This is a genomic window from Methylohalomonas lacus, assembly GCF_024808875.1.
Lineage (GTDB): Bacteria > Pseudomonadota > Gammaproteobacteria > Methylohalomonadales > Methylohalomonadaceae > Methylohalomonas > Methylohalomonas lacus.
Genome location: NZ_JANUCT010000007.1, coordinates 65,266 through 90,761, shown reverse-complemented (window position 1 = coordinate 90,761; position 25,496 = coordinate 65,266). Strand labels below are relative to the sequence as shown.

The 25,496-nt window shown below is 61.5% G+C and carries 25 protein-coding genes; 12 read left to right on the top strand and 13 right to left on the bottom strand.

Translation table 11 applies throughout. From position 1 onward, the window contains the following. Nucleotides 1-13 precede the first annotated feature (13 nt). Entirely contained in the window at nt 14-2,014 is a 2,001-nt protein-coding gene (locus J2T55_RS06440) for a hydantoinase/oxoprolinase family protein (RefSeq protein WP_259054933.1), read from the top strand. A gap of 113 nt (nt 2,015-2,127) precedes the next feature. Continuing rightward, complete coding sequence (locus J2T55_RS06435; protein ID WP_259054932.1) at nt 2,128-3,309, top strand: DesA family fatty acid desaturase; 1,182 nt, start codon at nt 2,128-2,130, stop codon at nt 3,307-3,309. 353 nt (nt 3,310-3,662) lie between these two features. Here the strand turns inward: J2T55_RS06435 and rpmG are convergent, their stop codons facing one another. Together rpmG and rpmB are read right to left on the bottom strand one after the other, a co-directional pair. Further along, a complete protein-coding gene (gene rpmG, locus J2T55_RS06430; RefSeq protein WP_259054930.1) occupies nt 3,663-3,818 on the bottom strand; it encodes a 50S ribosomal protein L33 in 156 nt (51 codons plus the stop codon). Between the two features lie 11 nt (nt 3,819-3,829). Next, a complete protein-coding gene (gene rpmB, locus J2T55_RS06425) occupies nt 3,830-4,066 on the bottom strand; it encodes a 50S ribosomal protein L28 (RefSeq protein WP_259054928.1) in 237 nt (78 codons plus the stop codon). Between the two features lie 137 nt (nt 4,067-4,203). On the opposite strand from rpmB, the gene J2T55_RS06420 reads away from it, so the two are divergent. Continuing rightward, nucleotides 4,204-6,900 carry a cation-translocating P-type ATPase gene (locus J2T55_RS06420; RefSeq protein ID WP_259054926.1) on the top strand — a complete coding sequence of 899 codons (2,697 nt, stop codon included), beginning with the start codon at nt 4,204-4,206 and terminating at the stop codon, nt 6,898-6,900. A 123-nt stretch (nt 6,901-7,023) separates the two neighbouring features. On the opposite strand, the gene radC is transcribed toward J2T55_RS06420, so the two are convergent. Then, nucleotides 7,024-7,698, bottom strand: coding sequence for a RadC family protein (radC, locus tag J2T55_RS06415; protein WP_259054924.1), 675 nt, complete (start codon nt 7,696-7,698; stop codon nt 7,024-7,026). 234 nt (nt 7,699-7,932) lie between these two features. Here radC and coaBC point away from each other — a divergent pair, with 234 nt between their 5' ends. From coaBC to slmA, 5 genes are all read left to right on the top strand, one after another. Further along, nucleotides 7,933-9,162, top strand: coding sequence for a bifunctional phosphopantothenoylcysteine decarboxylase/phosphopantothenate--cysteine ligase CoaBC (gene coaBC, locus J2T55_RS06410; protein WP_259054922.1), 1,230 nt, complete (start codon nt 7,933-7,935; stop codon nt 9,160-9,162). Next, nucleotides 9,119-9,571, top strand: coding sequence for a dUTP diphosphatase (gene dut / locus J2T55_RS06405; protein ID WP_259054920.1), 453 nt, complete (start codon nt 9,119-9,121; stop codon nt 9,569-9,571). The genes coaBC and dut overlap by 44 nt, the downstream gene beginning before the upstream one ends. Before the next feature lie 43 nt (nt 9,572-9,614). Further along, complete coding sequence (locus J2T55_RS06400; RefSeq protein WP_259054919.1) at nt 9,615-12,107, top strand: phosphomannomutase/phosphoglucomutase; 2,493 nt, start codon at nt 9,615-9,617, stop codon at nt 12,105-12,107. 99 nt (nt 12,108-12,206) lie between these two features. Beyond that, nucleotides 12,207-13,121 (top strand): acetylglutamate kinase, encoded by a 915-nt coding sequence (argB, locus tag J2T55_RS06395; RefSeq protein ID WP_259054918.1) that lies wholly within the window; start codon nt 12,207-12,209, stop codon nt 13,119-13,121. 67 nt (nt 13,122-13,188) lie between these two features. Further along, a complete protein-coding gene (slmA, locus tag J2T55_RS06390; RefSeq protein ID WP_259054916.1) occupies nt 13,189-13,794 on the top strand; it encodes a nucleoid occlusion factor SlmA in 606 nt (201 codons plus the stop codon). A gap of 31 nt (nt 13,795-13,825) precedes the next feature. Here slmA and J2T55_RS06385 read toward each other — a convergent pair whose 3' ends face one another. Next, nucleotides 13,826-14,461, bottom strand: a complete 636-nt coding sequence (locus J2T55_RS06385; protein WP_259054914.1) for a hypothetical protein — start codon at nt 14,459-14,461, stop codon at nt 13,826-13,828. A 148-nt stretch (nt 14,462-14,609) separates the two neighbouring features. Then, on the bottom strand, nt 14,610-15,266 hold the full coding sequence (pyrE, locus tag J2T55_RS06380) for an orotate phosphoribosyltransferase (RefSeq protein WP_259054912.1): 657 nt from the start codon (nt 15,264-15,266) through the stop codon (nt 14,610-14,612). 80 nt (nt 15,267-15,346) lie between these two features. Here pyrE and J2T55_RS06375 point away from each other — a divergent pair, with 80 nt between their 5' ends. Then, nucleotides 15,347-16,120 carry an exodeoxyribonuclease III gene (locus tag J2T55_RS06375; RefSeq protein ID WP_259054910.1) on the top strand — a complete coding sequence of 258 codons (774 nt, stop codon included), beginning with the start codon at nt 15,347-15,349 and terminating at the stop codon, nt 16,118-16,120. Between the two features lie 318 nt (nt 16,121-16,438). Here the strand turns inward: J2T55_RS06375 and metW are convergent, their stop codons facing one another. From metW to J2T55_RS06340, 7 genes are all read right to left on the bottom strand, one after another. Further along, on the bottom strand, nt 16,439-17,044 hold the full coding sequence (metW, locus tag J2T55_RS06370) for a methionine biosynthesis protein MetW (protein WP_259055048.1): 606 nt from the start codon (nt 17,042-17,044) through the stop codon (nt 16,439-16,441). A gap of 11 nt (nt 17,045-17,055) precedes the next feature. Next, on the bottom strand, nt 17,056-18,201 hold the full coding sequence (metX, locus tag J2T55_RS06365; protein WP_259054908.1) for a homoserine O-succinyltransferase MetX: 1,146 nt from the start codon (nt 18,199-18,201) through the stop codon (nt 17,056-17,058). Between the two features lie 82 nt (nt 18,202-18,283). After that, nucleotides 18,284-18,592, bottom strand: a complete 309-nt coding sequence (locus J2T55_RS06360) for a DUF167 domain-containing protein (RefSeq protein WP_259054907.1) — start codon at nt 18,590-18,592, stop codon at nt 18,284-18,286. After that, nucleotides 18,589-19,176, bottom strand: a complete 588-nt coding sequence (locus J2T55_RS06355) for a YggT family protein (RefSeq protein WP_259054905.1) — start codon at nt 19,174-19,176, stop codon at nt 18,589-18,591. Before J2T55_RS06355 ends, J2T55_RS06360 begins: the two co-directional genes overlap by 4 nt. Nucleotides 19,177-19,213: 37 nt before the next feature. Then, entirely contained in the window at nt 19,214-19,549 is a 336-nt protein-coding gene (locus J2T55_RS06350; RefSeq protein WP_259054903.1) for a hypothetical protein, read from the bottom strand. A gap of 26 nt (nt 19,550-19,575) precedes the next feature. Then, entirely contained in the window at nt 19,576-20,418 is an 843-nt protein-coding gene (gene proC, locus J2T55_RS06345; RefSeq protein WP_259054901.1) for a pyrroline-5-carboxylate reductase, read from the bottom strand. 72 nt (nt 20,419-20,490) lie between these two features. After that, a complete protein-coding gene (locus tag J2T55_RS06340; RefSeq protein WP_259054899.1) occupies nt 20,491-21,177 on the bottom strand; it encodes a YggS family pyridoxal phosphate-dependent enzyme in 687 nt (228 codons plus the stop codon). A gap of 273 nt (nt 21,178-21,450) precedes the next feature. On the opposite strand from J2T55_RS06340, the gene J2T55_RS06335 reads away from it, so the two are divergent. The 3 genes from J2T55_RS06335 to J2T55_RS06325 all read left to right on the top strand — a co-directional run bounded on the left by J2T55_RS06335 (nt 21,451) and on the right by J2T55_RS06325 (nt 24,863). Beyond that, on the top strand, nt 21,451-22,485 hold the full coding sequence (locus J2T55_RS06335) for a type IV pilus twitching motility protein PilT (RefSeq protein ID WP_259054897.1): 1,035 nt from the start codon (nt 21,451-21,453) through the stop codon (nt 22,483-22,485). Between the two features lie 80 nt (nt 22,486-22,565). Then, the gene (locus J2T55_RS06330; RefSeq protein ID WP_259054894.1) at nt 22,566-23,738 is read left to right on the top strand and encodes a PilT/PilU family type 4a pilus ATPase; all 1,173 of its coding nucleotides are present in this window, start codon (nt 22,566-22,568) and stop codon (nt 23,736-23,738) included. A gap of 66 nt (nt 23,739-23,804) precedes the next feature. Then, nucleotides 23,805-24,863 carry a PilT/PilU family type 4a pilus ATPase gene (locus J2T55_RS06325; RefSeq protein WP_259054893.1) on the top strand — a complete coding sequence of 353 codons (1,059 nt, stop codon included), beginning with the start codon at nt 23,805-23,807 and terminating at the stop codon, nt 24,861-24,863. Between the two features lie 23 nt (nt 24,864-24,886). Here the strand turns inward: J2T55_RS06325 and J2T55_RS06320 are convergent, their stop codons facing one another. After that, entirely contained in the window at nt 24,887-25,429 is a 543-nt protein-coding gene (locus J2T55_RS06320) for a lipocalin family protein (RefSeq protein ID WP_259054891.1), read from the bottom strand. Nucleotides 25,430-25,496: the final 67 nt, after the last annotated feature.

The following is a 25,496-nucleotide window of genomic DNA, read 5'->3' as shown; positions in this document are numbered from 1 at the left end:
CTGAAGAGTGCCTATGTGGCTGGGTATTGATACCGGCGGTACGTTTACCGATTTCGTCCTGCTCGACGACCGCGGCGCCCTGCGCATTCACAAGGTGCTGTCGACCCCGGCGGCACCGGAAGAGGCGATCCTGCAGGGCCTGCGCGATCTGGATCTGGGCGGCCAGCAGCTGCGCATCGTCCACGGTTCGACGGTCGCCACCAACGCGGTGCTTGAGGGCAAGGGTGCGACGACGGCGTACATCGCCAATCGCGGTCTTGGCGACGTGCTCACCATCGGCCGCCAGGCCCGAGCCGAACTCTACAACCTGCAGCCGGTGAAGCCGGCACCGCCGGTGCCGCGCGAACTGTGCCTGGAGACCGCTGGCCGGGTCAGCGCCGACGGTGAGGTGCTGGAACCGCTGACCGACGCCGATCTGGAGGAACTGGTGGCCGCAATCCGGTCGCGCCAGCCGGAGGCGGTGGCCATCAACCTGCTGTTCTCGTTCCTCGATGACCGCAGCGAGCGGCGGATTGAGCAGGCGCTGCGCGACGCCTTCGGCGACACCTTATTTATAAGCCGGTCGTCGCAGGTGCTGCCGGAGTACCGCGAGTACGAGCGCGGCATCACCACCTGGCTGAACAGCTACGTCGGCCCGCGCGTCGAGGGCTACCTGAACCGGCTCGGGCAGACGCTCGAGCGCGAGGCCGGCAGCGCGAAGCTCGCGGTCATGCGCAGCTCGGGCGAGACCTGCAGCGCCGGCCAGGCCGCCGGCGAGGCGGTGCACCTGTTGCTGTCCGGGCCCGCCGGGGGCCTCGCCGGGGCCCGCCACCTGGCCGCCGCCAGCGATAATGAGCGAGTACTCACATTCGATATGGGCGGTACGTCGACTGATGTCGCCATGATCGACGGCGACATCCGGCTGACCAGCGAGGGGCGCGTCGGCCCGTACCCGGCGGCCGTGCCCATGGTCGACCTGCACACCATCGGCGCCGGTGGCGGCTCGATCGCGGGGGTCGACGCCGGCGGCCTGCTGGCGGTCGGTCCGGCCTCGGCCGGTGCCGACCCCGGGCCGGCCTGCTACGGTCGCGGTGGGACTGAAGCGACCGTTACCGACGCTAATGTCGTGCTCGGTCGCCTGCCGGCCGGCCAGTCGCTGGGCGGCAGCATGGCCCTGGACGCGGCGGCAGCCCGTAGCGCGCTCGGCGCACTGGCCGAAAAGCTGGGGCTCACTTCGCCTGAAGAGGCTGCCGAGGGTGTGATCCGCATCGCCAATGAGCATATGGCCCAGGCGCTGCGGGTGATATCCGTGCAGCGCGGACTGGACCCGCGCGACTTCGCGCTGGTGTCGTTCGGCGGTGCCGGCGGCTTGCACGTCTGCGCCCTGGCAGAGATGCTCGGCATGCAGCGGGCGCTGGCACCGATCCACGGCGGCGTGCTGTCGGCGCTGGGCATGCTGGCCGCACCGCGCGGCCGTCAGCTGTCGCGTACCCTGGCGGTGGATCTGGCCAGTGCCGACCCCGAGAGCATCCGGCAGGCGCTCGCCGAGCTCGCCGATAGCGGTCGCAACGCCCTGATTGCGGAGGGTTTGTCGCCCGAGGGGCTGGATTGTCAGCCGAGCCTGGACCTGTGCTATCGCGGCCAGTCGTATACCCTCAACATCGCGTGGGGCGATGATGACGGCGCAGCCGCAATTCGCGCCTGCGAGCAGGCCTTTCACGCCGCGCATGAGCAGCGTTATGGCCATCGGCTGCGGGCGCCGGTGCAACTGGTCAACGTGCGCCAGGCCGTGCGCGCGCCGGCGGAAACGCTGGCACTGCCGGACTGGCAGCCGCAGTCTGCAGCCGGGCCGCAGACGACCCGGCTGTACGGTGTTGCGGCCGAGGTGCCGGTCTGGCCGCGCGCCGCGCTGACGGCCGGGCGGGAACTGTTCGGTCCGGCGGTTATCACAGAAGCTGTGTCGACGCTGTACCTGGCGCCGGGCTGGCGGGCCAGCGTCGACCGTGTCGGCAACCTGCGGCTGGCGCTGAATTAAGGAAATAGCTGCTAAATGCCTGCCAATGGTAGATTTGTAGCTGCCATATGGGCTAGCATGCGCGGTGTAGTAATGTGTTTTTATCTCGTTACATTTAGGGAGTTATCCTGCTTATGTTGAACGGCCTGCTGCCGTTGCCCGTCTGGGGCTACATCGTACTGACCCTCGTGCTGACCCACATCACGATCGTGTCGGTAACCCTTTATCTGCACAGACACCAGGCGCATCGCGCGCTGGATCTGCATCCCATCGTCAGTCACTTTTTCCGTTTCTGGCTATGGTTGACCACCGGCATGGTGACAAAGGAATGGGTTGCCATTCACCGCAAGCATCACGCCAAGGTGGAAACTGAAGAAGACCCGCACAGCCCGAAGATCTACGGCATCAAGAAGGTGCTGTGGGAGGGCGCGGAACTGTATCGTGCTGAAGTACCGAACAAGGAAACCATGCGCGTCTATGGTCACAACACGCCGGACGACTGGCTCGAGCGCAATATCTATTCGCGCTCCAGCGTTGCCGGACCGGCGACGATGCTGGTCATCAACTTCGCGCTGTTCGGTTTTGCCGGCGTCGCCGTGTGGGCCATTCAGATGGCCTGGATCCCGTTCTTTGCCGCCGGCGTCATCAACGGCATCGGTCACTGGTGGGGCTATCGCAACTACGAGACCGAGGACACGTCCTCGAACATCGTGCCGTTCGGCATCCTGATCGGTGGCGAGGAGATGCACAACAACCATCACTCGTTTGCCAGCTCGGCGAAGTTCTCGAACAAGCCGTGGGAGTTCGATATCGGCTGGATGTACATCCGCATGCTCGAGACGATCGGTCTGGCCAAGGTGAAGAAGGTTGCCAGCCAGCCGGCCATTGCGCCGGAGAAGTCGAGTATCGACATGGATACGGTCAAGGCCGTGATCAACCATCGCCTGCACGTGTTTTCGCACTACGCCCGTGATGTGGTCGGTCAGGTCTATCGCGATGAGCTCGCCAAGGCCGACAGCTACACGCGCGATATGCTCAAGCGTGGCAAGCGCCTGCTGATTCGCGATGAGACACTGATGGATGATCACTCGCGCAGCAAGCTGCAGGCGGTGCTGGAACGCAACAATACGCTGGAAACGGTGTACTACTACAAGCAGCAGCTGCGCCAGCTGTGGCAGCAGAAGTCCGCCAGCCACGAGGCGCTGATGCAGTCACTGCAGGAGTGGTGCCAGCAGGCCGAGGCCACTGGCATCAAGGCGCTGCAGGACTTTGCCCGCAACCTGCGGGCCTACACCCAGCAGCCGACAGCGGCATAAGTGCCGCTGTCGTTGCGAGGACGCCGATAGGCAACCTCGATAACCCGGTGACATTGATCGAAAAAACCCGCCGCAAGGCGGGTTATTTATTTTGAATACCGCGAATGAACGCCAATGCACGCAAATGAAAGTAATGAAACAGTAAGTAATAATGAAGTGAACAGGCGGGCAGTTGCTGGTACTTACAATACGACCTGCCATTGCAGTTTTGGCAGCTGCCCAGATAATAGGCCCTGGAGCAGTAAAATCCAGTTACCTATTAGCGTTTATTCGCGTTCATTTGCGGTTGTATTTATAGACAATAAAAAACCCGCCAGGGGCGGGTTTTTATCATGAACGACTACAAGGCCTGCTTATTTAATCTTGGCTTCCTTGTACATGACATGCTTGCGGATGGTTGGATCGAATTTCTTGATCTCCATCTTTTCAGGCATGTTCTTCTTGTTCTTGGTCGTGGTGTAGAAGTGACCGGTATTGGCGCTGGAAACCAGACGAATTTTTTCCTGCATGACTGACCTCCTTAGACGCGTTCGCCGCGGGCACGCAGATCGGCGAGGATCTGCTCGATGCCGAGTTTATCGATCATGCGCAGACCCTGGCGGGACAGGCGCAGCTTCACCCAGCGCTTTTCGCCCTCGACCCAGAACCGGCGGACATGCAGGTTGGGCAGGAAGCGGCGCTTGGTCTTGTTGTTGGCGTGCGAAACGTTGTTCCCGACCTGGGGACGTTTGCCGGTTACCTGACAGACGCGCGACATGGCAATATTCCTGAATTGCTAGACTGAAATCAATTAAGTGGATTCGAAAAGACCGCGGATCATAACCGGAAACGGCGTCTTAGCCAAGCCCCTGTCGGCGGGCTTGCCCCGCCCCCTTCGACCCTGAGCGATGAACCATGACCAAGCAGACTGCCGAAAACGCTAACGAAGCCGCCTGGCATACCCTCGACGCCGATACCGCGCTGGCTCGTCTGGGCGGCGCTGCCAATGGCCTCGAGCCCGCTGCCATCGACCAGCGCCGAGCCGAGTATGGCCCCAACAGCCTGCCGCAGCAGCAGGGGCGCGGCCGCCTGCAGCGTTTTGCCGCCCAGTTCAACAACCTGCTGATCCAGATCCTGGTCGCGGCGGCCATTATTACCGCGCTACTGGGACATTATATCGACATGTCGGTCATTCTGGCGGTGGTGCTCGTCAACGCCGTGTTCGGTTATATCCAGGAGGGGCGTGCCGAGCAGGCACTGAACGCCATACGCGCCATGCTCAGCCCGCGCGCCCGGGTCATCCGCGCGGGTCGGCGCCAGGAAGTTGCGGCCGAAGCGCTAGTGCCGGGCGACATCGTGCTGCTCGAGGCCGGCGACCGGGTGCCGGCGGATGTGCGTCTGTTGCAGGCCCACAATGTCCAGATCGACGAGTCGGTGCTGACCGGCGAGTCGGTCCCGGCGGAGAAGTCGACCGCGGCGGTCGAGGCAGACGCGGCGCTGGGCGACCGCGCCGGCATGGCCTTTTCCGGTACGCTGGTGACCACCGGCCAGGCGCGCGGACTGGTGGTCGCCACTGGCGCGAATACCGAAATCGGCCACATCAGCAGCCTGTTGCAACGGGTCGATACCCAGACGACGCCACTGTTGCGGCAGATGGGCACTTTCACCCGCTGGTTGAGCCTTGCCATCCTCGTCGTCGGTCTCGCCACGTTCCTGTTCGGCTGGCTGCTGCGCGATCTGAATCCCAACGATGTCTTCATGATGGTGGTCGGTCTGTCGGTCGCGGCCATCCCCGAGGGGCTGCCCGCCATCCTGACGGTGACGCTGGCCATCGGCGTGCAGCGCATGGCCGGCCGCCAGGCCATTATTCGCCGCCTGCCGGCGGTGGAGACGCTCGGCGCGGTGTCGACCATCTGCAGCGACAAGACCGGTACGCTGACGCGCAACGAGATGACTGTCAGCAGCGTCATTACCGGCGCTGGTCGCTACGACATCAGCGGCAGCGGTTACGATCCGCAGGGCACCTTCAGTAAGGCTGAGCAGACCGTTGAGCCGGTCGGGGAACCGGTGTTGATCGAATTGCTGCGGGGCGCGTTGTACTGTAACGATGCCGAGCTGCATGAGGCCGACGGTGTCTGGCAGGCCGTGGGCGATCCGATGGAGGCGGCGCTGGTGGTCGCCGCGCGCAAGGCGGGACTGGAAGATGCCACGGCCCGGCACGGCCTTATCCCGTTCGATGCCGCCCATCGCTACATGGCCACGTTGCACAAGGATGACGACGACGCACACTACGTGGTCGTTAAGGGTGCGCCCGAACAGGTCCTGGCGATGTGCAACCGGCAGTTGACGGCGGACGGCAGCGAGCCGCTGGCCGCCGACTGGCAGGAACGTATCCACGAACTGGCGGCACAGGGCCAGCGCGTGCTGGCCCTGGCGCGTAAACCGGTGGACCCGCCGCCGCCGGAGCTGGCCCATGAACATGTCGCCGACGATCTGATCCTGGTCGGCTTACTGGGTCTTATCGACCCGCCGCGTGAGGAGGCCATCACAGCGGTCGGGGAATGTCACAGCGCCGGTGTTCGGGTGAAAATGATCACCGGCGATCATGCCGAAACGGCGCGCGCGATCGGTGCGCAGATCGGTCTTGCCAACAGCGACGAGGTTCTGACCGGTGCCGATATCGACAAGCTGGACGAGGACGAGCTCGCCGGCGTGGTTGAGCGTGTCGATATCTTCGCCCGCACCAACCCGACGCATAAACTCAGGCTGGTGACGGCACTGCAGCGCGACGGCGCGGTGGTTGCCATGACCGGTGACGGCGTCAATGACGCGCCGGCGCTGAAGCGCGCCGACATCGGTATTGCCATGGGCGGCAAGGGCACCGAGGCGGCCAAGGAGGCCGCCGAGATGGTCCTGGCCGATGACAACTTCGCCTCGATCGTCGCCGCCGTGCGCGAGGGCCGCACGGTTTACGACAATCTGAAAAAGGCGATTGGCTTCCTGCTGCCGGTCAACGGTGGCGAATCGCTGAGTCTGATCATCGCCATCCTGTTCGGTCTCACCCTGCCGATCGCGCCACTGCAAATCCTCTGGGTGAACATGGTCAGTTCGGTGGCGCTGGCACTGGTGCTGGCGTTCGAGCCGGCCGAGCCCGACATCATGCAGCGGCCGCCACGTGCCAGCGGCGAGGCGTTGCTGTCGCGGTTTCTGGTCTGGCGCATCGTGCTCGTGTCGACGCTCTTTTCCATCGGCATCTACAGTCTTTTCGGCGGGGCGATCGCGGTCGGGCTGGATGTAGAAGTCGCCCGGACGCTGGCGGTCAACGCGCTGGTGGCCATGGAGGTCTGGTACCTGTTCAGCGTGCGCTATCTCAGTTCGCCGTCGTTCACCTATGAAGGTGTTCAGGGTACCCGGCCGGTGCTGATCAGCCTGGCACTGGTGATCGGCCTGCAGTTGCTGTTCATCTACGCGCCGTTCATGAACGCGCTGTTCGACAGCCGGCCGCTGCCGTTGCTGTCACTGGCCTGGGTGGTCGCCGCTGGCCTGGTGCTGTTTCTGGTGCTGGAGATTGAGAAATGGCTGCTGCGCCTCTGGTTTCCGGCGCCGGAGTAGTGCCTGGTCTACTGCTAAAAGAAAGACATTGAATAAACGCCTTCCACGCCTGTCCCGCAGGCGTGGGCGGATTTTCGAAAAACGCGGAATAACAACGCGGCACGGGTAACGATCAACGCATTCTCACAGCAGGCCGCGTTCGGCGAAGGACACCGCCTCACCATCGCCGATTACCAGGTGATCCAGTACCCGCACGTCGATCAAGCCCAGCGCGTCGCTCAGCCGGCGGGTGATGGCCTCGTCCGAGTGCGACGGCTCGGCGATGCCGGACGGGTGGTTGTGCGCCAGGATCACGGCGGCGGCATTGTGCTTCAACGCCCGGCGCACGACTTCGCGCGGATGCACCGAGGCCGAATCGATGGTACCGGTGAACAGCTCGTCGAAGCTGATCACGCGGTGACGGTTGTCGAGGAACAGGCAGGCAAACACCTCGTGCGGATAACCGCGCAGCCGGGCGCGCAGGAAGTTGCGGGTATCGGCGGGACTGCTCAGGGCATCGCTGCGCTCCAGCGTGGTGGCGAGATAGCGGCGGCCGAGTTCCAGGCCGGCGGCGAGCAGGGCGAATTTGCTCGTGCCCAGACCCTTGTGCCGGCACAGGCTGGCCTGGTCGGCGTCGAGCAGACCGCGCAGGCCGCCGTATTCGCCCAGCAGATCGCGCGCCAGGTCGACGGCACTTTTGCCGGCGACACCGGTACGCAGGAAAATGGCCAGGATCTCGGCGTCGGACAGCGCGGCCGGGCCACGCTGCAGCAGTTTCTCGCGCGGCCGTTCGGCCACCGGCCAGGTGGTGATGGACATGGGCAACCTCCGTGTTGCGTCGAGTTGATGGGTTAACGGTTGATCGTAGGAGCGGCGCCCTCGCCGCGAACCCTCGCCGCGAATAATTCGGCCCGGGGGCGGGCCTCCTACAATCTGAATCCCTTTCGTTCCTCAAGGCTGTAGCGCATTGTATCCGCGACTGCCAGTGACTATAAGCCCAGTCACTATAAGCTATGGGCTACAGGCTATCAGCTAGGGTAAACTCTACCGCCTATGCAAGCGCTCGCCAACAAACGCATCCTGCTCGGCGTCACCGGCGGTATCGCCGCCTACAAGGCCGCCGATCTGTGCCGCCGCCTGCGTGCGGCCGGTGCCGAGGTGCAGGTGGTGATGACGCGCGGTGCGGCCGAGTTCATCACGCCCATGACCCTGCAGGCGGTGTCCGGCAAGCGCGTGCGCAGCGAACTGTTCGATGTCGAGGCCGAAGCCGGCATGGGCCATATTGAGCTGGCGCGCTGGGCCGACGCGGTGCTGATCGCCCCGGCCAGCGCCAGTTTCATCGCCCGGCTGACGCACGGTCTGGCCGACGATTTGCTCGCCACCATCTGTCTGGCAACCGAGTCGCCGCTGCTGCTGGCGCCGGCCATGAACCGGGTCATGTGGGACAACCCGGCGACGCAGGCGAACGTCACCACGCTGCAGGATCGCGGCGTCGCCATGCTCGGGCCCGGCGTCGGCGATCAGGCCTGCGGCGAGGAAGGCGCCGGCCGCCTGCTCGAACCCGTGGAACTGGTCGAGCACGTCGTCCAGGCTTTCAAAAGCGCTGTCCTGGCCGGCCGCCACGTCGTCGTGACCGCCGGGCCGACCCGCGAGGCGCTGGATCCGGTACGCTACCTGTCGAATCACAGTTCCGGGCGCATGGGTTTCGCCGTTGCCCGTGCCGCGGCCGAGGCCGGTGCATGCGTGACCCTGATCAGCGGCCCGGTGACCCTGAGCACCCCGGCCGGGGTCGAGCGCGTCGATGTCACCAGCGCCGCGGACATGGAAGCGGCGGTGAACCGGGTCATCGATGACGCTGATATTTTCATAGCCACGGCCGCGGTGGCGGACTACCGCAGCGCCCAGCCGGCGGCGCAGAAAATGAAGAAATCCACCGACGGGTTGATCCTGTCGCTGGAAAAGACACCGGACATCCTCGGCCAGGTCGCCGAACGGCGCCCGGACGTCTTCACGGTCGGCTTTGCCGCCGAGACCGAGCAGCTCGAAACCTATGCCCGCGCCAAACTCACACGGAAACGGCTCGACCTGGTCGCCGCCAACCAGGTCGGCGACGGCCTCGGTTTCGGTGTCGAGGACAACGCGCTGAGTGTCTACTGGGCCGACGGCAGCCGCGAACTCGAGCGCGCGCCGAAGGAGCAGCTGGCGCGCGCACTGATTACCCTCATCGTCGAGCGATTTTATGCGCAACATCCAGATCAAGATTCTCAATCCGCGGCTCGGTAGCGACATCGAGCTGCCGCACTATGCCACCGATGGTTCCGCCGGCCTGGACCTGCGCGCCTGCCTGGAGACCACGCTGATCCTGGGCCCGGGCGAGACCGAGCTGATCCCGACCGGCATCGCGCTGAACATCGAGGACCCGGAACTGGCGGCGGTGATCCTGCCGCGTTCGGGACTGGGCCATAAGCACGGCATCGTGCTCGGCAACCTCGTCGGCCTGATCGATTCCGACTACCAGGGCGAATTGTTCATTTCCTGCTGGAATCGTGGCCGCGATAGCTTCACTATTGAACCGGGGGATCGCGTCGCCCAGCTGGTTTTCGTGCCGGTGGTACGGGCGGCGTTTGAAGTGGTGGACGAGTTTGTTGCCAGTGACCGTGGCGCCGGTGGCTTCGGTCATACCGGCGTCTAGTGTCCAGCCGAACGACGAGAACACAATAATCGAACCGCGCTCGATGGAAGGACCGATTAAACGCCGGCGTATCAGGCGCCGCACCCTGCGCAATGCCATTGTCGCCGCGATGGGTCTTATCGTGGGCGTGGTCGGCTGGTATGTGCTGCAGTCTCACCTCGACCGGCGCGCCGCGGCCCAACATGCTGCCACAGTCGCCCGCGCCGAACAGGTGGCTGATACGGTCGCCGCAAAGGTCACCGAACGGCTCGCCCGGGTTGGCAAACAACTGGAGACACTGGCTGCCAGTGCCGCGATCAGGCAGGTGCTGACCACGGCCGCGACACATTCCGACCCGGAAACAGTGCTGGCCGCGGCCGCGGCCGATCACGCCGCGGCAATCGACGGCCTGCTCAGGGTTCGCCTGCTATTGCCCGATGCGATCGAACGCCAGCCGGACAGCGAGTCACCGCTCAGTTATGCCTCACTGGACATGCTCAAACAGGCTCGCCAGAGTGATGACCCGGTAGCCGCCGAGCTGCACATGCCCGGCACCGAGCGTGCTCACATCGTCATGACCCGGCAGGTGACCGACAGCGCCGGCGACTTGCTGGGCCTGCTCCACGCCAGTCTCGAGCCCGGCCTGCTGCCGCAGGCTGTCGGCGCGCTCGAGGGCGTGCCCGGCTACCTGGAAATCAAGCAGTTCGTACCGGGCGCCAAGCCGGTCGTGCTGCTCCAGCAGGGCGACCCGGCGTTCAAACAGAATTTTGTCTCGATCACCCGGCCCATCCCGGCGAGTACCTGGACGGTCAGCTACTGGCCACCGCCGAGCGGAAGCACGTCGCTGTTACCGGCGATCAACGCATCGCTGGTGATCATTGCGGCCGGTGCCGGCGTGTTCGTCCTGCTTGTCGTGTTGCTCTGGCGCCGCGGCAAGCGCACAGACAATGACAGCACCATCAGTTACGGTGGCGCGGTACAGGCCTTCATCGATGGCGCGCATCCATCGCTGGGCAAGCTCATTCCGAACCTGCCCCGCCCCACCCAGAAAAAGCAGTCGCAACAACCCATGAAGAAAGACACCAGCGAAACCAGTGCAGCGGCAGAACGTGAAGACATTACTCGTGTGGTCAAGGCCGAAGCCGCCGTGGCCGAAGTCGCCGAAGCAGCCCAGGCGGCGCAGGTGCCCGCCGGCATTTTCCGGGCCTACGACATCCGCGGCCTGGTTGAAACCGAACTTACCCCGGCGGTGGTCGAGCAGCTCGGCCGCGCGCTCGGTTCCGAGGTGCGCGCGCGCAATCTCAAGGGCATGGTGGTCGGCCGCGATGGCCGCCTGACCAGCCCGGACCTGGCCGCGGCGCTGAGCCGCGGTCTGCGCGCCGCCGGCGTCGATGTCACCGACATCGGCCTGGTGGCCACGCCAGTGCTGTATTTCGCCACGCATTTTCTCGAGCCGAATAGCGGCGTCATGATCACCGGCAGCCACAACGGCCCTGAGTACAACGGCCTGAAAATGGTGCTCGGTGGCGAGACACTGTCGGGTGATACCGTCCAGGCGCTATATCAGCGTATCCAGGCGCAGGATTTCAGCAGCGGCGCCGGCGACCTGCAGATGGCCAACATTACTGCCGACTACATCCGCCGGGCGACCGAGGACATTCCGGTGGCATTGGGCAACGCGCTGAAGATCGTGGTCGACTGCGGCAACGGCGCGGCGGCGAAAATCGCGCCGCAGGTTTATCGGGCGCTGGGCCATGAAGTCATCGAGCTGTACTGCGACATCGACGGCAACTTCCCCAACCATCATCCGGATCCGAGTCAGCCGGAGAACATGCAGGACCTGATCGCCAGGGTGAAGGAGACCGGTGCCGATCTCGGTTTCGCCTTCGACGGTGACGGTGATCGGCTCGGCGTGGTCGATGCCGACGGCAATATCATCTGGCCGGATCGGCAGCTGATGCTGCTGGCCCGGGATGTGCTGTCGCGCAATCCGGGTGCATCGATCATTTTCGACGTCAAATGCAGCCGCTACCTGAAGGCGATCATCGAATCGGCCGGCGGCCAGCCGCTGATGTGGAAGACCGGTCACTCGCTGATCAAGGCGAAAATGAAGGAAGTCAACGCGCCGCTGGCCGGCGAGATGAGCGGTCATATCTTTTTCAAGGAACGCTGGTACGGCTTCGACGATGCCATCTACACCGCGGCGCGTCTGCTCGAGATTCTCGTCCGGCATGCCGATACGCCGACCGCAGTGCTGGCCGAGCTGCCGGACGCCATCTCGACGCACGAGCTGCGCGTGCCACTGCCGGAGACGCGGCACGCCGAGGTCATGCAGGCGCTCAAGGACCAGCTCGCCGCCGAAAGCGGCGAGCTCAACGATGTTGACGGCCTGCGCATCGATTACAGCGACGGCTGGGGCCTGATCCGGCCATCGAACACCTCGCCGTTTCTCGTCACGCGCTTCGAGGCGGAAAACCAGCCGGCGCTGGAGCGCATCCAGGCCGTCTTCCGCAATGCGCTCCAGGCGGTAGATCCGGCATTGGAAGTGCCTTTCTGATAGGCTATACGGCGAGTAGCCGGTAAGCGGGCGCTTGCCAGCCTGGTTGAACCGATGGCCCAAACAAGGCGCGCGAAGACGCCAATGCGTAAACGAAGCATGACTGACCATAAACCCTTTGATGCCCTGAATATCGCCCGGGTGCTGACCGAGGCACTGCCGTACATCAAGCGCTTCAGCGGCAAGACCATGGTGATCAAGTACGGCGGCAACGCCATGTCCGACGAGACCCTGAAGCAGGGCTTCGCGCGCGACGTCGTGCTGATGAAGCTGGTCGGCATGAACCCGGTGATCGTCCATGGCGGCGGTCCACAGATCGGTGACCTGCTCGCGCGCATCGGCAAGCAGAGCGAGTTCGTCGACGGCATGCGCGTGACCGACAGTGAGACCATGGATGTGGTCGAGATGGTGCTCGGCGGCCTGGTCAACAAGCAGATCGTCAACATGATTAACCAGCACGGTGGCAGTGCCGTTGGCCTGTCCGGCAAGGACGGCGACCTGATCCGCGCGCGCAAGCTCAAGTTTTCGCGCCAGAGCCCGGAATTGAACGCGCCGGAGATCATCGATATAGGCCATGTTGGCGAGGTCGCCAGCATCGATACCAGTGTCGTCGACATGCTGATCCACGGCAATTTCATCCCGGTCATCGCGCCGATCGGCGTCGGTGACGACGGCCAGTCGTACAATATCAATGCTGATCTGGTGGCCGGCAAACTGGCCGAGGTCATGTGTGCGGAGAAACTCATGATGCTGACCAACATGCCGGGCCTGACCGATACCGCCGGTGAGGTGCTGACCGGCCTGACCGCCGCCGAGGTCGATGCCCTGATCGCCGACGGCACGATCCACGGCGGTATGCTGCCGAAGATCGGCGCGGTCATGGATGCCGTGCGGGCGGGCGTCAGAAGCGCGCACATTATCGACGGCCGGGTTGAACATGCTGTATTGCTGGAAGTGTTTACTGATCAGGGTGTGGGTACACTCATCCAGGCGGGCGGCAAGCCGGCAGGGTGAACGTTAATGGTCGGGCATGCCCAGCGTGTCCGGCGGGAATTCAGACGGTGCTGTGAGGGAGGAGCCGGTGTCCGAAAGCGAACAGAAGAACAAGCCGAATCGTCGCCAGCAAATCCTGGAGACGCTGGCCCGCGAACTGGAAACCCATCCCGGTTCGCGTATTACCACTGCCGGTCTGGCCAAGGCCGTGGGGGTTTCCGAAGCGGCGCTGTATCGCCACTTTGCCAGCAAGGCGAAGATGTTCGAGGCATTGATCGACTTTGCCGAGGAGAGCGTGTTCGGCCTGATCAGCAAGATCCTGGTGCAGGAAAACGGTGTCCGCGATCGTTGCGAAAAGATCGTTCAGGTCGTGCTCGGTTTTGCCGAGCACAATCCCGGCATTACGCGCATTCTGCTGGGCGAGGCGCTGGTCGGCGAGAATGATCGCCTGCGCGTGCGCGTCGGCCAGTTTTTCGAGCGCATTCGCACACAACTGAAACAGAGTCTGCGTGAGGCCAACCTCAGTGGCGGTGAACGTGCCGCGGTCAGCATCGATGCCGCGGCCGATACCATGCTGGCCCTGATCGAAGGCAAGCTGAGCCAGTACGCGCGTAGCGGTTTCAGCGATAAACCGACCCGCTACTGGAGCGAGCAGTGGCCGCTACTGGCACAGGGTCTGTTCCGCGACGGCTAGTTGCTGCGTCGCGCGTGTAGCTCGCCTGCCTTTATTCTTTCGCCTTCAGCTCGCGGAAGCGTTCCAGGTCCTTGTTGTAGATTTCGCGCAGTTCGTCCTGATCGGCGCGGGTTTCCTCGATAAAGGTCTGGTTGCTGCGGATCTGGCGCCTGAGCGAGGCAATATCCTCAAGTAGATCCGCTGACGGATCCCTGCCGCTGCGTTCGGCCGAGGCGGCCTTGGTCTCGCGCTTGTCCAGATCCTCGCGCAGTTTTTCAATGCGGCTTTGGGCCAGGGCGATCTGGCCGTCCATGGCAGACAGCTTGGCGTCGCGTGCGGTGATGATGTCGCGCTCACTGCTGAAGGTCTGTAACAGGATGGAATCGTGGCGCCGCTGGCGCTGCAGTTCGCGTTCACGTTCGGCGGCGATTTCCGCCTGCCGGCGCTGCTCGGCCAGTTCCTCGTCGGTTTTGGCGCGTTCCTTGCGGTCGATGACGATGCCCTGCTCGCTGAGTTCGCTGTGACCCTGCTGGGCGTATTCCGGCGGTACGCTGTTGCCGCATTCGCGCACACCCTCGTCGTTGGTCCAGCATTTAATGCTCGCCGTTACCGGCTGACCGAGCAACATCGCGGCAAGTACCGCGGCAAGCAGCGTCGCCAGTGATCGTTTGAATCTTTTGTTATTCATAAGCCTTGAATCGCCCTCGACCGAGGTCCCCCCGATTTGTAATGGCCTGTAAAGAAAATCGCTAAATCATGGAATGAACTGTCTACCTGAGCAGTACCGTGATCATTGTCGTCAACCTCTAGTATAGAACTGCCAACTGCGTCACGGTTCAATCAATACCGTAGCTTTGCCGATAGGCGGCGATGGCGGCCAGACGATCGGTATAATCGGGCCGCTGTTCCAGGAAACCCACCAGGTCGCTGAGCGCGGCGATGCTGATCACCTGCAGGCCGTGGCGCTGCTCGACTTCCTGTACCGCCGAGCGTTCGCCGCTGCCCTTTTCCTGCCGGTCCAGGGAAATGGCGACGCCCGCCGGTATGGCGCCGGCCTCGCGCATCAGCTCTACCGACAGGTTGACCGAGGTGCCGGCGGAGATGACGTCATCGATAATCAGCACCCGGCCGGCCAGTGGTGCGCCCAGCAGAATACCGCCCTCGCCATGATCCTTGGCTTCCTTGCGGTTGAAGCAGTACGGCACGTCGCGATCGTGCTGTTCGGCCAGCGCGATGGCGACCGCCGAGGCCAGCGGAATGCCCTTGTAGGCCGGACCGAATAGCATGTCGAATTCGACGCCGCTGGCGATGATCGCGCGGGCGTAGAACGCCCCCAGCCGCGCCAGTGCCGCACCGCTGTTGAACAGGCCGCTGTTGAAAAAGTACGGGCTCTGGCGACCCGACTTCAGGGTGAATTCGCCGAAGCACAGGGCCTGGCGTTCAAGCGCGAATTCGAGAAATTCCTGGCGATAATTGCTGCTGGGGTCCTGCATGGGGTGGCTGATCCGATCGAAGGGATGAATGTGTTCGTTGATTCGTTATCATAACCGGCTGTCACTATAAGGAACAGTCCATGCGTGTCATGACACTCAATGCCAACGGCATCCGCGCGGCCCACCGCAAGGGTTTCTTCGACTGGCTGCCGCAGCAGGGCGCCGATGTCGTCTGTATACAGGAAACCAAGGCCCAGGTGCATCAGCTGGTGGATGACATCCGCCAGCCGGACGGCTATTACGGCTATTTCCGCGATGCGCAAAAGCCCGGCTACAGCGGTGTGGCACTGTACTGCAGGCGCCAGCCGGACAAGGTTCACGATACGCTCGGCTGGCCGCGGGCGGACGACGAGGGCCGCTACATCCGTGCCGATTTCGGCAAGCTCAGCGTCATATCCCTGTATCTGCCGTCGGGCACGACCGGCGACGTACGTCAGGACATCAAGTACGAGTGCCTGGATTACTTCATGGATCTGTTTCGCCGCATGCGGCGCCAGAAACGCGAGTTCATCATATGCGGTGACTGGAACATCGCCCATACGAAAAACGACATCAGAAACTGGCGCAGCAACCAGAAGAACTCCGGCTTTCTGCCGGAAGAGCGCGCCTGGCTGGATAAACTGTTCGATAGGGTCGGCTACGTCGACGCGTTCCGCAGGGTCAACCAGTCCGCAGATGAATACACCTGGTGGTCAAACCGCGGCCAGGCCTGGAGCAAGAACGTCGGCTGGCGTATCGACTACCAGATCGTCTCACCGGGTCTGCAGGACGCGATTCGGGATGCTTCCATTTACCGGGAGGCACGTTTTTCCGATCATGCGCCGTTGACGATCGATTATGAGGTTGATTGGTAACTGGTGATTAGTGATTGGCGAAGCCCGCCCTTTGTGTGAGTGCATCAACCAACAGCGCGAAGTGCACTTCAGCTTCTTCCCCCTTGATGGGGCAGGTAGGAGCGGCGACCCCGCCGCGAAGTAAAGGTTTAGATATCACGGCATAATCGGTTTTCTGTTCGGCCCGAGGTCGGGCCTCCTACGGATGTGGCTCACTGGTTAATTGGTTATTGAGATTGAATTTTTCCTTGACACTGAAACGGTGCCGGTCACTTTTTTTAAATCACCAATCACCAATCACCAATCACCAATCACCAATCACCAATCACCAATCACCAATCACCCAAGTCCGGCCTCGCGGCGGAAGCGATAGATGGCGATCTCGCCGAGCAGGCTGGGCAGCAGTCGCATGCCGAGGCTGGTGCGATGCGCGTGATCGACCGTCGTGCATTCCAGCACTTCAATGCCCTCTTCCTCGCACAGGGCCTCGAAGTCGCGCACGGAACACAGGTGAATGTTGGGTGAGTTATACCACTTGTAGGGCAGTGCCATGGTCATTGGCATGCGGCCGCGCAGGGCGACCTGCATGCGTGCGCGCCAGTGGCCCATGTTCGGGAATGTGACGATGCCCTCGCGGCCAACACGCAGCATTTCATTGAGTACTTCATGCGGATAGTGCACCGCCTGCAAGGTCTGCGTCATGATGACGTAGTCGAATGAATCGTCATCAAAGTCGGATAGGCCGGCGTCGACGTCAGACTGCATTACGGGGACGCCGCGATCGATGCAGGCAGTGATGTTGTCCGGATCGATCTCCAGGCCGTAGCCAGTGATCTGGCGTTGTTCGTGCAGATAGGTCAGCAGGGTGCCGTCGCCGCAACCGAGATCGAGTACGCGCGCGTTCGGCTGAATCCATTCAGCGATCAGAACCTGGTCGGTGCGCAGTTGCATTTCACTCATAGCTTGCGATGGATCCGGTTGAGCGCTGTGCGCAGGACTTCGTGGTAGCGCGGAATGGGCATGAGAAACGAGTCGTGGCCCTGCTTCGATTCGATCTCCGCGTAAGTGACGTCCTGGTCGGCGTCCAGCAGGGCGCGCAGAATCTCGCGCGAACGCGCTGGCGAGAAGCGCCAGTCGCTGCTGAACGAGATGACATAGAACTTGGCGGTTGCGCCGCGAAACGCGCTGGCCAGCGAACCGAAGCGGCTGGCCGGATCGAAGTAATCCAGGCACTTGGTCAGTAGCAGGTAGCTGTTGGCGTCGAAGCGGTCGACGAACGAACGGCCCTGGTAGCGCAGGTAGCTTTCCACCTGGAATTCGACGTCATAACCGAACTTGATGCGCCCATCGCGCAGCTCGCGGCCGAATTTTTCGTCGAGCACGTCATCGGACAGGTAGGTGATGTGGCCGAGCATGCGGGCCAGCATCAGGCCGCGGTTGGGCACGACGTTGTGTTCGTTGTAATGACCGCCGTGAAAGTCCTGGTCGTTCATGATCGCCTGGCGGGCGACCTCGTTGAAGGCGATGTTCTGGGTCGACAGTTTCGGCGCCGCGGCGATGACGAAGGCATTGCGTATCCGGTCCGGGTAGTCGAATGACCACTGCATGACCTGCATACCGCCGAGGCTGCCGCCGATGACCGCCGCCCAGCGTTCAATGCCGAGCACGTCGGCGAGCATGGCCTGGCTCTTCACCCAGTCGCCCACCGTGACGATCGGAAATTCCGGACCGTAGGGTTGGCCGGTGTCGGGGTTCATGGTGGTCGGGCCGGTCGAGCCGCTGCAGCCGCCGAGATTGTTCGGCGCGATGACGAAGTACTTGTCGGTATCGATCGGTTTGCCCGGGCCGACGCAGCTATCCCACCAGCCGGGCTTGCGGTCGCTGTCACTGTGGTAGCCGGCGACATGGTGGTCACCGCTCAGGGCGTGACAGATCAGGATCGCGTTGCTCTTGTCGGCGTTCAGCTGACCGTAGGTTTCGTAGACGAGATCGAATCCGTTTAGTGTCGAGCCGGACTCCAGCGTCAGCGCTTCGTTGAAGTGCTGCGTCTTGGGGCTTACCAGTCCGACGGAATTCGCGGGCTGCGCGGGTTTGGCTGACAAGGCTTCCTTCATGTCGCGGTCAGTATGAGCTGTGCATTATAACGACTATTGGCCGGTTCGGGGTGTCGCGGCAGACCGGTATTCAGGCCGGCGACTGGCTGAGTTCGCTGAACCAGTCCGGCAGAACCGCGGGCTGGTGCAGGGCAACGGTTTTGTTCGGGCCGCGGGCACCGCTGACGAGCTCGGCGTGCTGTCGGGGCAGCTGGAATTCGGTCGCCAGCAGGCTGCACAGCGCGGCGTTGGCCTTGCCATCGACCGGCGGTGCCTTGACCTGGACCTGCAGCCGGCCCTGACGCAGGCCGAGCACACGGTTCGCCCGGCCGCGTGGTTTCAGCCGGCAGTCGAGCAGCAGCTGATCCGCGCGCCAGCGGTACCAGGCAGCGGGATTCACGGCAGGCGTTGCCCGAGCAGGCTGTAGGCGTTGTCGAGGATCGGCGCGACCAGCACGATGAGCAGCAGATTGAGGACGATGAGCACGATCAGGGGCGACAGGTCCAGCCCGCCCATGGGCGGCAGCATGCGCCGTGCCGGCCGCAGGATCGGGTCGCTGAGGCTGTAGACCAGCACGGTGGCGGCGTTGTGGGCGTGCGGATTGACCCAGCTGAGAATGACCTCGATCAGGATGACGACGATGTAAATGTAGACGACCAGCTGCAGGACGCGGCCGACGGCCAGCAGTAACAGGCCCGGCAGGGCGGGTGCGACACCGCCGCCCAGCAGGGTGACGATGACGATCTCGGCCAGCTGTACTGCCAGTATCAGCAGTACCAGCGCCCAGTCGATACCGCTGAAGCCGGGGATCAGCTGGCGCAGCGGCCGCAATACCGGATTGGTGATCTGCACCAGAACGCCGGCGATCGGATTACGGAAATCGGCGCGCGACAGCTGCATCAGGAAACGCAGCAGCAGCGCAATCAGGTACAGGCCGAACAGTGTCTGGACCAGGAAAATCAGTGCCTGAAGAAAGTAGCTCATGATCGGGTTCCTATTCTGTCATATTCAAACGGCGCGGCTAGCACCCGCCACCACCGGCACCACCACCCGGATTACCGCCATAGCTGGCTTCCAGGTAACTGGTTTCGCCGCAGAATCGGCAACGGTACTTTAACAATGCGGGCCGTTCCACAACGATTTCGCGGCGGGTCGTCTGCCGCTGGAGCGCGAAATTGCTGTCGCAATGCGGGCAGGCACGGGTCAGCAGCTGATGTATGAAAAAGCCGCCGGCCACGGCCAGCGGCAGCAGCAATGTCCAGATCGACGTCGGGTCAAAATCGTGGATCGGCACCAGGGTAAGCAGCAGGTTGGCGACAATGAACAGGGCGCCGGCTTTGAGCAGTGTTCCCAGCATGATGTGCTTTGCCGATCCCGGGCTGCCTAGCTTTCGCCGCCCAGCGTGGCGGCGAGTTCGCGCGCACGGTCACGGGCTGCGGTGGCGGCCTGCTGGATGAGGTTTTCAAGGCCGCCGTCGCTGAGCTGCTTCAGCGCCTGTTCGGTGGTGCCGCCGGGCGAGGTGACGCGCTCGCGCAGAGCGGCGGCGTCGACATCCGACTCGTGCGCCATGCGGGCTGCCCCAAAGGCGGTCTGCAACGCCAACTGCCGGGCCTGTTCGGCGGTCAGACCGAGCTCGATACCGGCGTGCTCCAGTGCCTCGATGAAGAAGAAGAAATAGGCCGGGCCGCTGCCGGAGATGGCGGTGACGGCGTCGATCAGTGACTCGTCCGTCAGCCACAGGGTCAGGCCACCGGCCTGCATAATGGTGTCGGCCAGCTGCTTTTGGCGGCTGCTGACCTGATCATTGGCGAACAGGCCGGTTGCCCCCGCGCCGATCAGCGCCGGCGTGTTCGGCATGGCGCGTACCACCGCGGCGTTACCGCCCAGCCAGCGGTCGATGGCCGCCGAATCGATGCCGGCGGCGACCGAGATGATGACTGTGTCGCTGCCGCGCAACCTGGCGGCCAGCGGCTGCAGTGTCTCGCGGAGCACCTGGGGTTTGACCGCCAGGACCACGGCGGCGGCGCCGGCGCAGGCGGTGGCATTGTCGTCGTAGGCGGCAATGCCGTGGCGGTTGACCATGACCGTGCGCTTTTCCGGATCCGGGTCGGCCGCGGTGATCCGGTTGGCCGGATAGCCGCTGGTAACCAGGCCGCCGATCAGGCTGGCGCCCATGTTGCCGCAGCCGATAAACGCGATGCGCGGATGATTTGTCTGATCGCTCAATGTGTTAGCTTCTCCTGACTTGAGCGTGCGAGTGTAACAACAGCGCCGCGGCGTTGCATGATCGACGCCGATCTAGCCCGGCCGGGCGCCGAAAACGGCGGTGCCGAGTCGCACCAGCGTACTGCCCTCGGCAATGGCCGCAGCGAAATCGGCGCTGGTGCCCAGCGACAGGGTGTCCAGTTCGAGCCCGCCGGCACGCAGCTGCTCGAACGTCTCGCGCAACTGCCGGAAGGGTCGCCGCTGGGCCTCGAAGTCCACGGTTGGCGCCGGTAGCGCCATGAGGCCGCGCAGGCGCAGGCCTGGCAGGCTGCTGATCGTCGCTGCCAGTTCCGGTAGCCGCGCGGGATCGACGCCGGACTTGCTCGCCTCGGCGCTGATATTCACCTGGATACAGACATTCAGTGGCGGCCGGTCAGCCGGTCGCTGTTCGCTCAGGCGGCGGGCTACCTTGTCGCGATCCAGGGTATGGACCCAGTCGAAATGCTCGGCGACGGCGCGCGTCTTGTTCGATTGCAGCGGGCCGATGAAATGCCAGCAGGCGTGGCTATCGGCCAGCGCTGTCATCTTGTCCAGGGCTTCCTGCAGGTAGTTTTCACCGAAATCGGTCTGGCCGGCATCCAGCGCAGCGCGGATGGCGGCGACGGGTTGTTTCTTGCTGACCGCCAGCAGGCTGACCGCGGTCGCATCGCGGCCGTGTTCACGAGCACAGGCTGCAATTTCGTGACGCAGGTCTGTCAGGCTTTGTGCGATGTTTTTCACGCTATTACAGTAGTCTATACTTTAAAAAGTTAGTAGCATGTTTGCCAAGCATCCGGCTACCGGACAGAATTTGTTGCTTCCGGGTTATATCCGGATTGATCCGGATAGTGTCCTGACTGTGCCACAGCATGTATTAGTATACGTATTGGGTATATCCGCTGGCACTTTAATGCAGCGAATATCGGCAGTGGGCATCATAACGATAACAACGATTCAGGCCCGGTCATTGTACGCGCTAGAACAATAAACACCGGAATCAATTAGGGGAATTGAATGGATATTGGTGAACTGCTGGCGTTCAGTGTCAAGAACAATGCCTCCGACCTGCATCTGTCCGCCGGTCTGCCACCCATGATCCGTGTCGATGGTGACATTCGCCGCATCAATGTGCCGGCAATGGATCACAAGGACGTTCATGACATGGTGTATGACATCATGAACGACAAGCAGCGCAAGGACTTCGAGGAATTCTACGAGTGTGACTTTTCCTTCGAAATCCCGAAGTTGGCCCGCTTTCGTGTCAATGCCGCCAACCAGAACCGCGGCGCCTTTGCCGTTTTTCGTACCATTCCCTCGAAGATTCTGACGCTGGAAGATCTCAACGCGCCGAAAACCTTCGAAACCATTGCCGACTATCCGCGCGGCATCGTGCTGGTTACCGGGCCGACCGGTTCCGGTAAATCGACCACCTTGGCGGCCATGGTCAATCACAAGAACGAAAACGAATACGGTCATATCCTCACGGTCGAGGATCCGATCGAATTCGTGCATGATTCCAAGAAATGCCTGATCAATCAGCGCGAGGTGCACCGGGACACACTGGGATTCAATGAAGCGCTGCGCTCGGCATTGCGCGAAGATCCGGATGTCATTCTGGTTGGCGAGATGCGCGACCTGGAAACCATTCGTCTGGCACTGACCGCTGCCGAAACCGGTCACCTCGTGTTCGGCACACTGCATACCAGCTCGGCCGCCAAGACCATAGACCGTGTTGTCGACGTTTTTCCGGCCGCGGAAAAGGACATGATCCGCGCCATGCTGTCCGAGTCACTGCGCGCCGTGATTTCCCAGTCGCTGCTGCGCAAGATTGGTGGTGGCCGCGTCGCCGCCCACGAAGTCATGATCGGTACGCCGGCCATTCGCAACCTGATCCGTGAAAACAAGATCGCGCAGATGTACTCGGCCATCCAGACGGGTCAACAGGCGGGCATGCAGACTCTGGATCAGAATCTGCAACAATTGGTGCAGAAAGGCCTGGTGACACGTGATGAGGCGCGTACCAAGGCTGCCAACAAGGACAACTTCTGATCGGGCTGCGCCGCCGGCGACAGTCATAGATTCATCATTGAATTCGCACAGCCTGCTGGTGCGGATCGAGGCGCTCAGGTATGGAAAGAGATCAAGCTATCAAGTTCATGCGCGACCTGCTCAAGCTGATGGTTGAGAAAGGTGGCTCGGACTTGTTCATTACCGTGGGATTCCCGCCAGCGATCAAGATTGACGGCAAAGTCACGCCGGTGTCGAAAACGCAGTTGTCGAGTGAGAACACCAAGGCAATGACCTATGCCATCATGAACGACAAGCAACTCAAGGAGTACGAGGCGACCAAGGAATGTAACTTTGCCATTGCACCAGTGGGCATTGGGCGTTTTCGCGTCAATGCCTACGTGCAGCAAAGTCACTGTGGCATGGTATTGCGTACCATCAATACCGACGTGCCGACGATTGAGAAACTGGGTTTGCCGGATGTGATGCGTGAAATCTGTATGACCAAGCGCGGGTTGGTGATCATGGTTGGTGGTACCGGCTCAGGTAAATCAACGTCGCTGGCCGCGATGATCGACTACCGCAACGAGAATACTTATGGTCATATTATTACGATCGAGGATCCTATCGAGTATGTGCATCCGCACAAGAACTCGATCGTTATGCAACGCGAAGTCGGCGTTGACACGGATGACTGGGATATTGCCCTGAAGAACAGTCTGCGTCAGGCGCCGGACGTGATCCTGCTGGGCGAAATCCGCGATCGCGAAACAATGGAATACGGTATCGCTTTTTCCGAGACCGGCCATCTTGCCATGGCCACGTTACATGCCAACAGTGCCAACCAGGCTCTGGACCGCATTATCAACTTTTTCCCGGAAGAGCGTCGCCAGCAATTGCTTATGGATCTGTCTCTCAATCTCAAGGGCGTTGTATCACAGCGTCTTTTGCGGACCAAGGATGGCAAGGGCCGTGTTGCTGCCATTGAAATCATGCTCAATACACCATTGATGGCCGATCTTATCCTCAAGGGTGAAGTGCACGAAATCAAGGGGTTGATGCAGAAATCGCGCGAGCTCGGTATGCAGACTTTTGATCAGGCCCTGTTCGATCTCTACGAGGCGGGTCGCATTACTTATGAAGATGCCCTGCGCAATGCCGATTCCATGAACGAGCTGCGTCTGCGCATCAAGCTTGAAAGCAAGGAAAATGAGGGCAAGGACAAGCTAGGTGGGCTTGATCATCTGAGTCTGGATGAGTCCGAAGATGAATCCAAAGGCGGCATGATGCGATAATCGCCGTCTGTTATAGACGACATTCATTAATATCCCATTCCTGCCCGCATACGATAATAAAGCATTATGGATATAACGCCCTACCTCAAGTTGATGGTCGACAAAAAGGCCTCGGATCTGTTTTTTACCGTGGGCACGCAAGTCAAGATCAAGATTGAGGGCAAGATCACATCGGTTGGCAAGACGGTTCTGACCAGCGATTTGTGCAAATCTGTCGCCTACGGGCTGATGAACGATAAGCAGATCGCATACTTCGAAGAACACATGGAGTGTGACTTCGCAATAGCATTACCCGAAAGCGATTCGCGTTTTCGCGTCAACGTGTTCCGTCAGCGTGGCGAGATCGGCGTGGTCATGCGACTGATCCCGAACAAGATACCGGAACTGGATGACTTTGGTCTGCCAGAAGTACTAAAGGATTTGATCCTGCACAAGCGTGGTCTCATCCTGATGGTAGGTGCAACCGGTTCGGGCAAGTCGACAACTCTGGCAGCGATGCTCAATCATCGTAATGAGAACCTGTCAGGCCATATTCTTACCATCGAGGATCCGGTCGAGTTCAGTCATCCGAACAAGAAATCCATCGTCAATCAGCGTGAAATCGGTGTCGATACGTTTTCCTATCGAAATGCACTGCGTTCTTCGTTGCGCGAGGCCCCGGACGTGATTCTGATTGGCGAGATCCGTGATCGTGAAACGATGGAAGCATCTCTGGAACTCTGTAATACCGGCCACCTGGCAATATCCACCATGCATGCCAACAATGCCTCACAGGCCATGGAGCGAGTGGTCAACCTGTTCCCCCAGGAATTGCACAAGCAATTGTTCATGGACCTGTCATTGAATCTGCGCGCCGTGATCTCGCAGCGCCTGGTCACTGGTATAGATGGCATGCGTGTGGCCGCCGTGGAAATCCTCATCAATACACCACATATTGCCGAGCTGATCCTTAAAGGTGCGATCGACGAATTGCGTACGGCAATGGAATCAAGCGGCTCTCAGGGTGTGCAAACGTTCGACATGGCATTATTCAATCTTTACAAGGAGGGCCGCATCGAACTTGAGGAAGCGCTTGGTAATGCCGATTCACGCACCAACCTGGAAGCCAAGATCAACTTCGGTTGAGACGCGCCACGCAGAGAATGTAATTACTGCTTGGCCGGCCAGCGCTGTGGTACTTTGCGTAGTTCACTGATGTCATAACCCTGTCGTTCAACGATACGGACCAGCTTTTCGTACTTCTCGTCCGGAATTTCCGGCGAACGTGCCATGATCCACACATAATCCCGGCGGCTGCGACTTACTATGGTCGTTCTGTAATCGTCGTCAACATAGGTGATCAGATATTCGGCCTGGATTGGCCAGATGAACTGCATGCCCCATTCAGCATTGGTGTCGGTGTTCTTGACCGTGCCGACCGGCTGCATGATTTCCATTTCCTCGTCAAAGCCGCCGTCCAGGAAGGTATAGGTCGTCTGGATCCTGCCCCCTTCATCGAGATGATAGGATTCCACCGCGTTGTAGGCGTTGGCCTCGATAAAGGCCGGGATATGGGCGATGACATACCAGTCGCCCATGTAGCGCTCCAGATCGATATGATCGACAGTTTCCAGGGGCTGTTGCGGGTGTGTCGCACAGCCGCCCAATAGCAGGGTGGCAAACAGTAGGTTCAGTACAATTCCAAGACGCATGATGATGGGTCCTTGTTGAAGCGTATTCTATTGATCAATTAAAGTATACGACCATGGAACCGGTTGC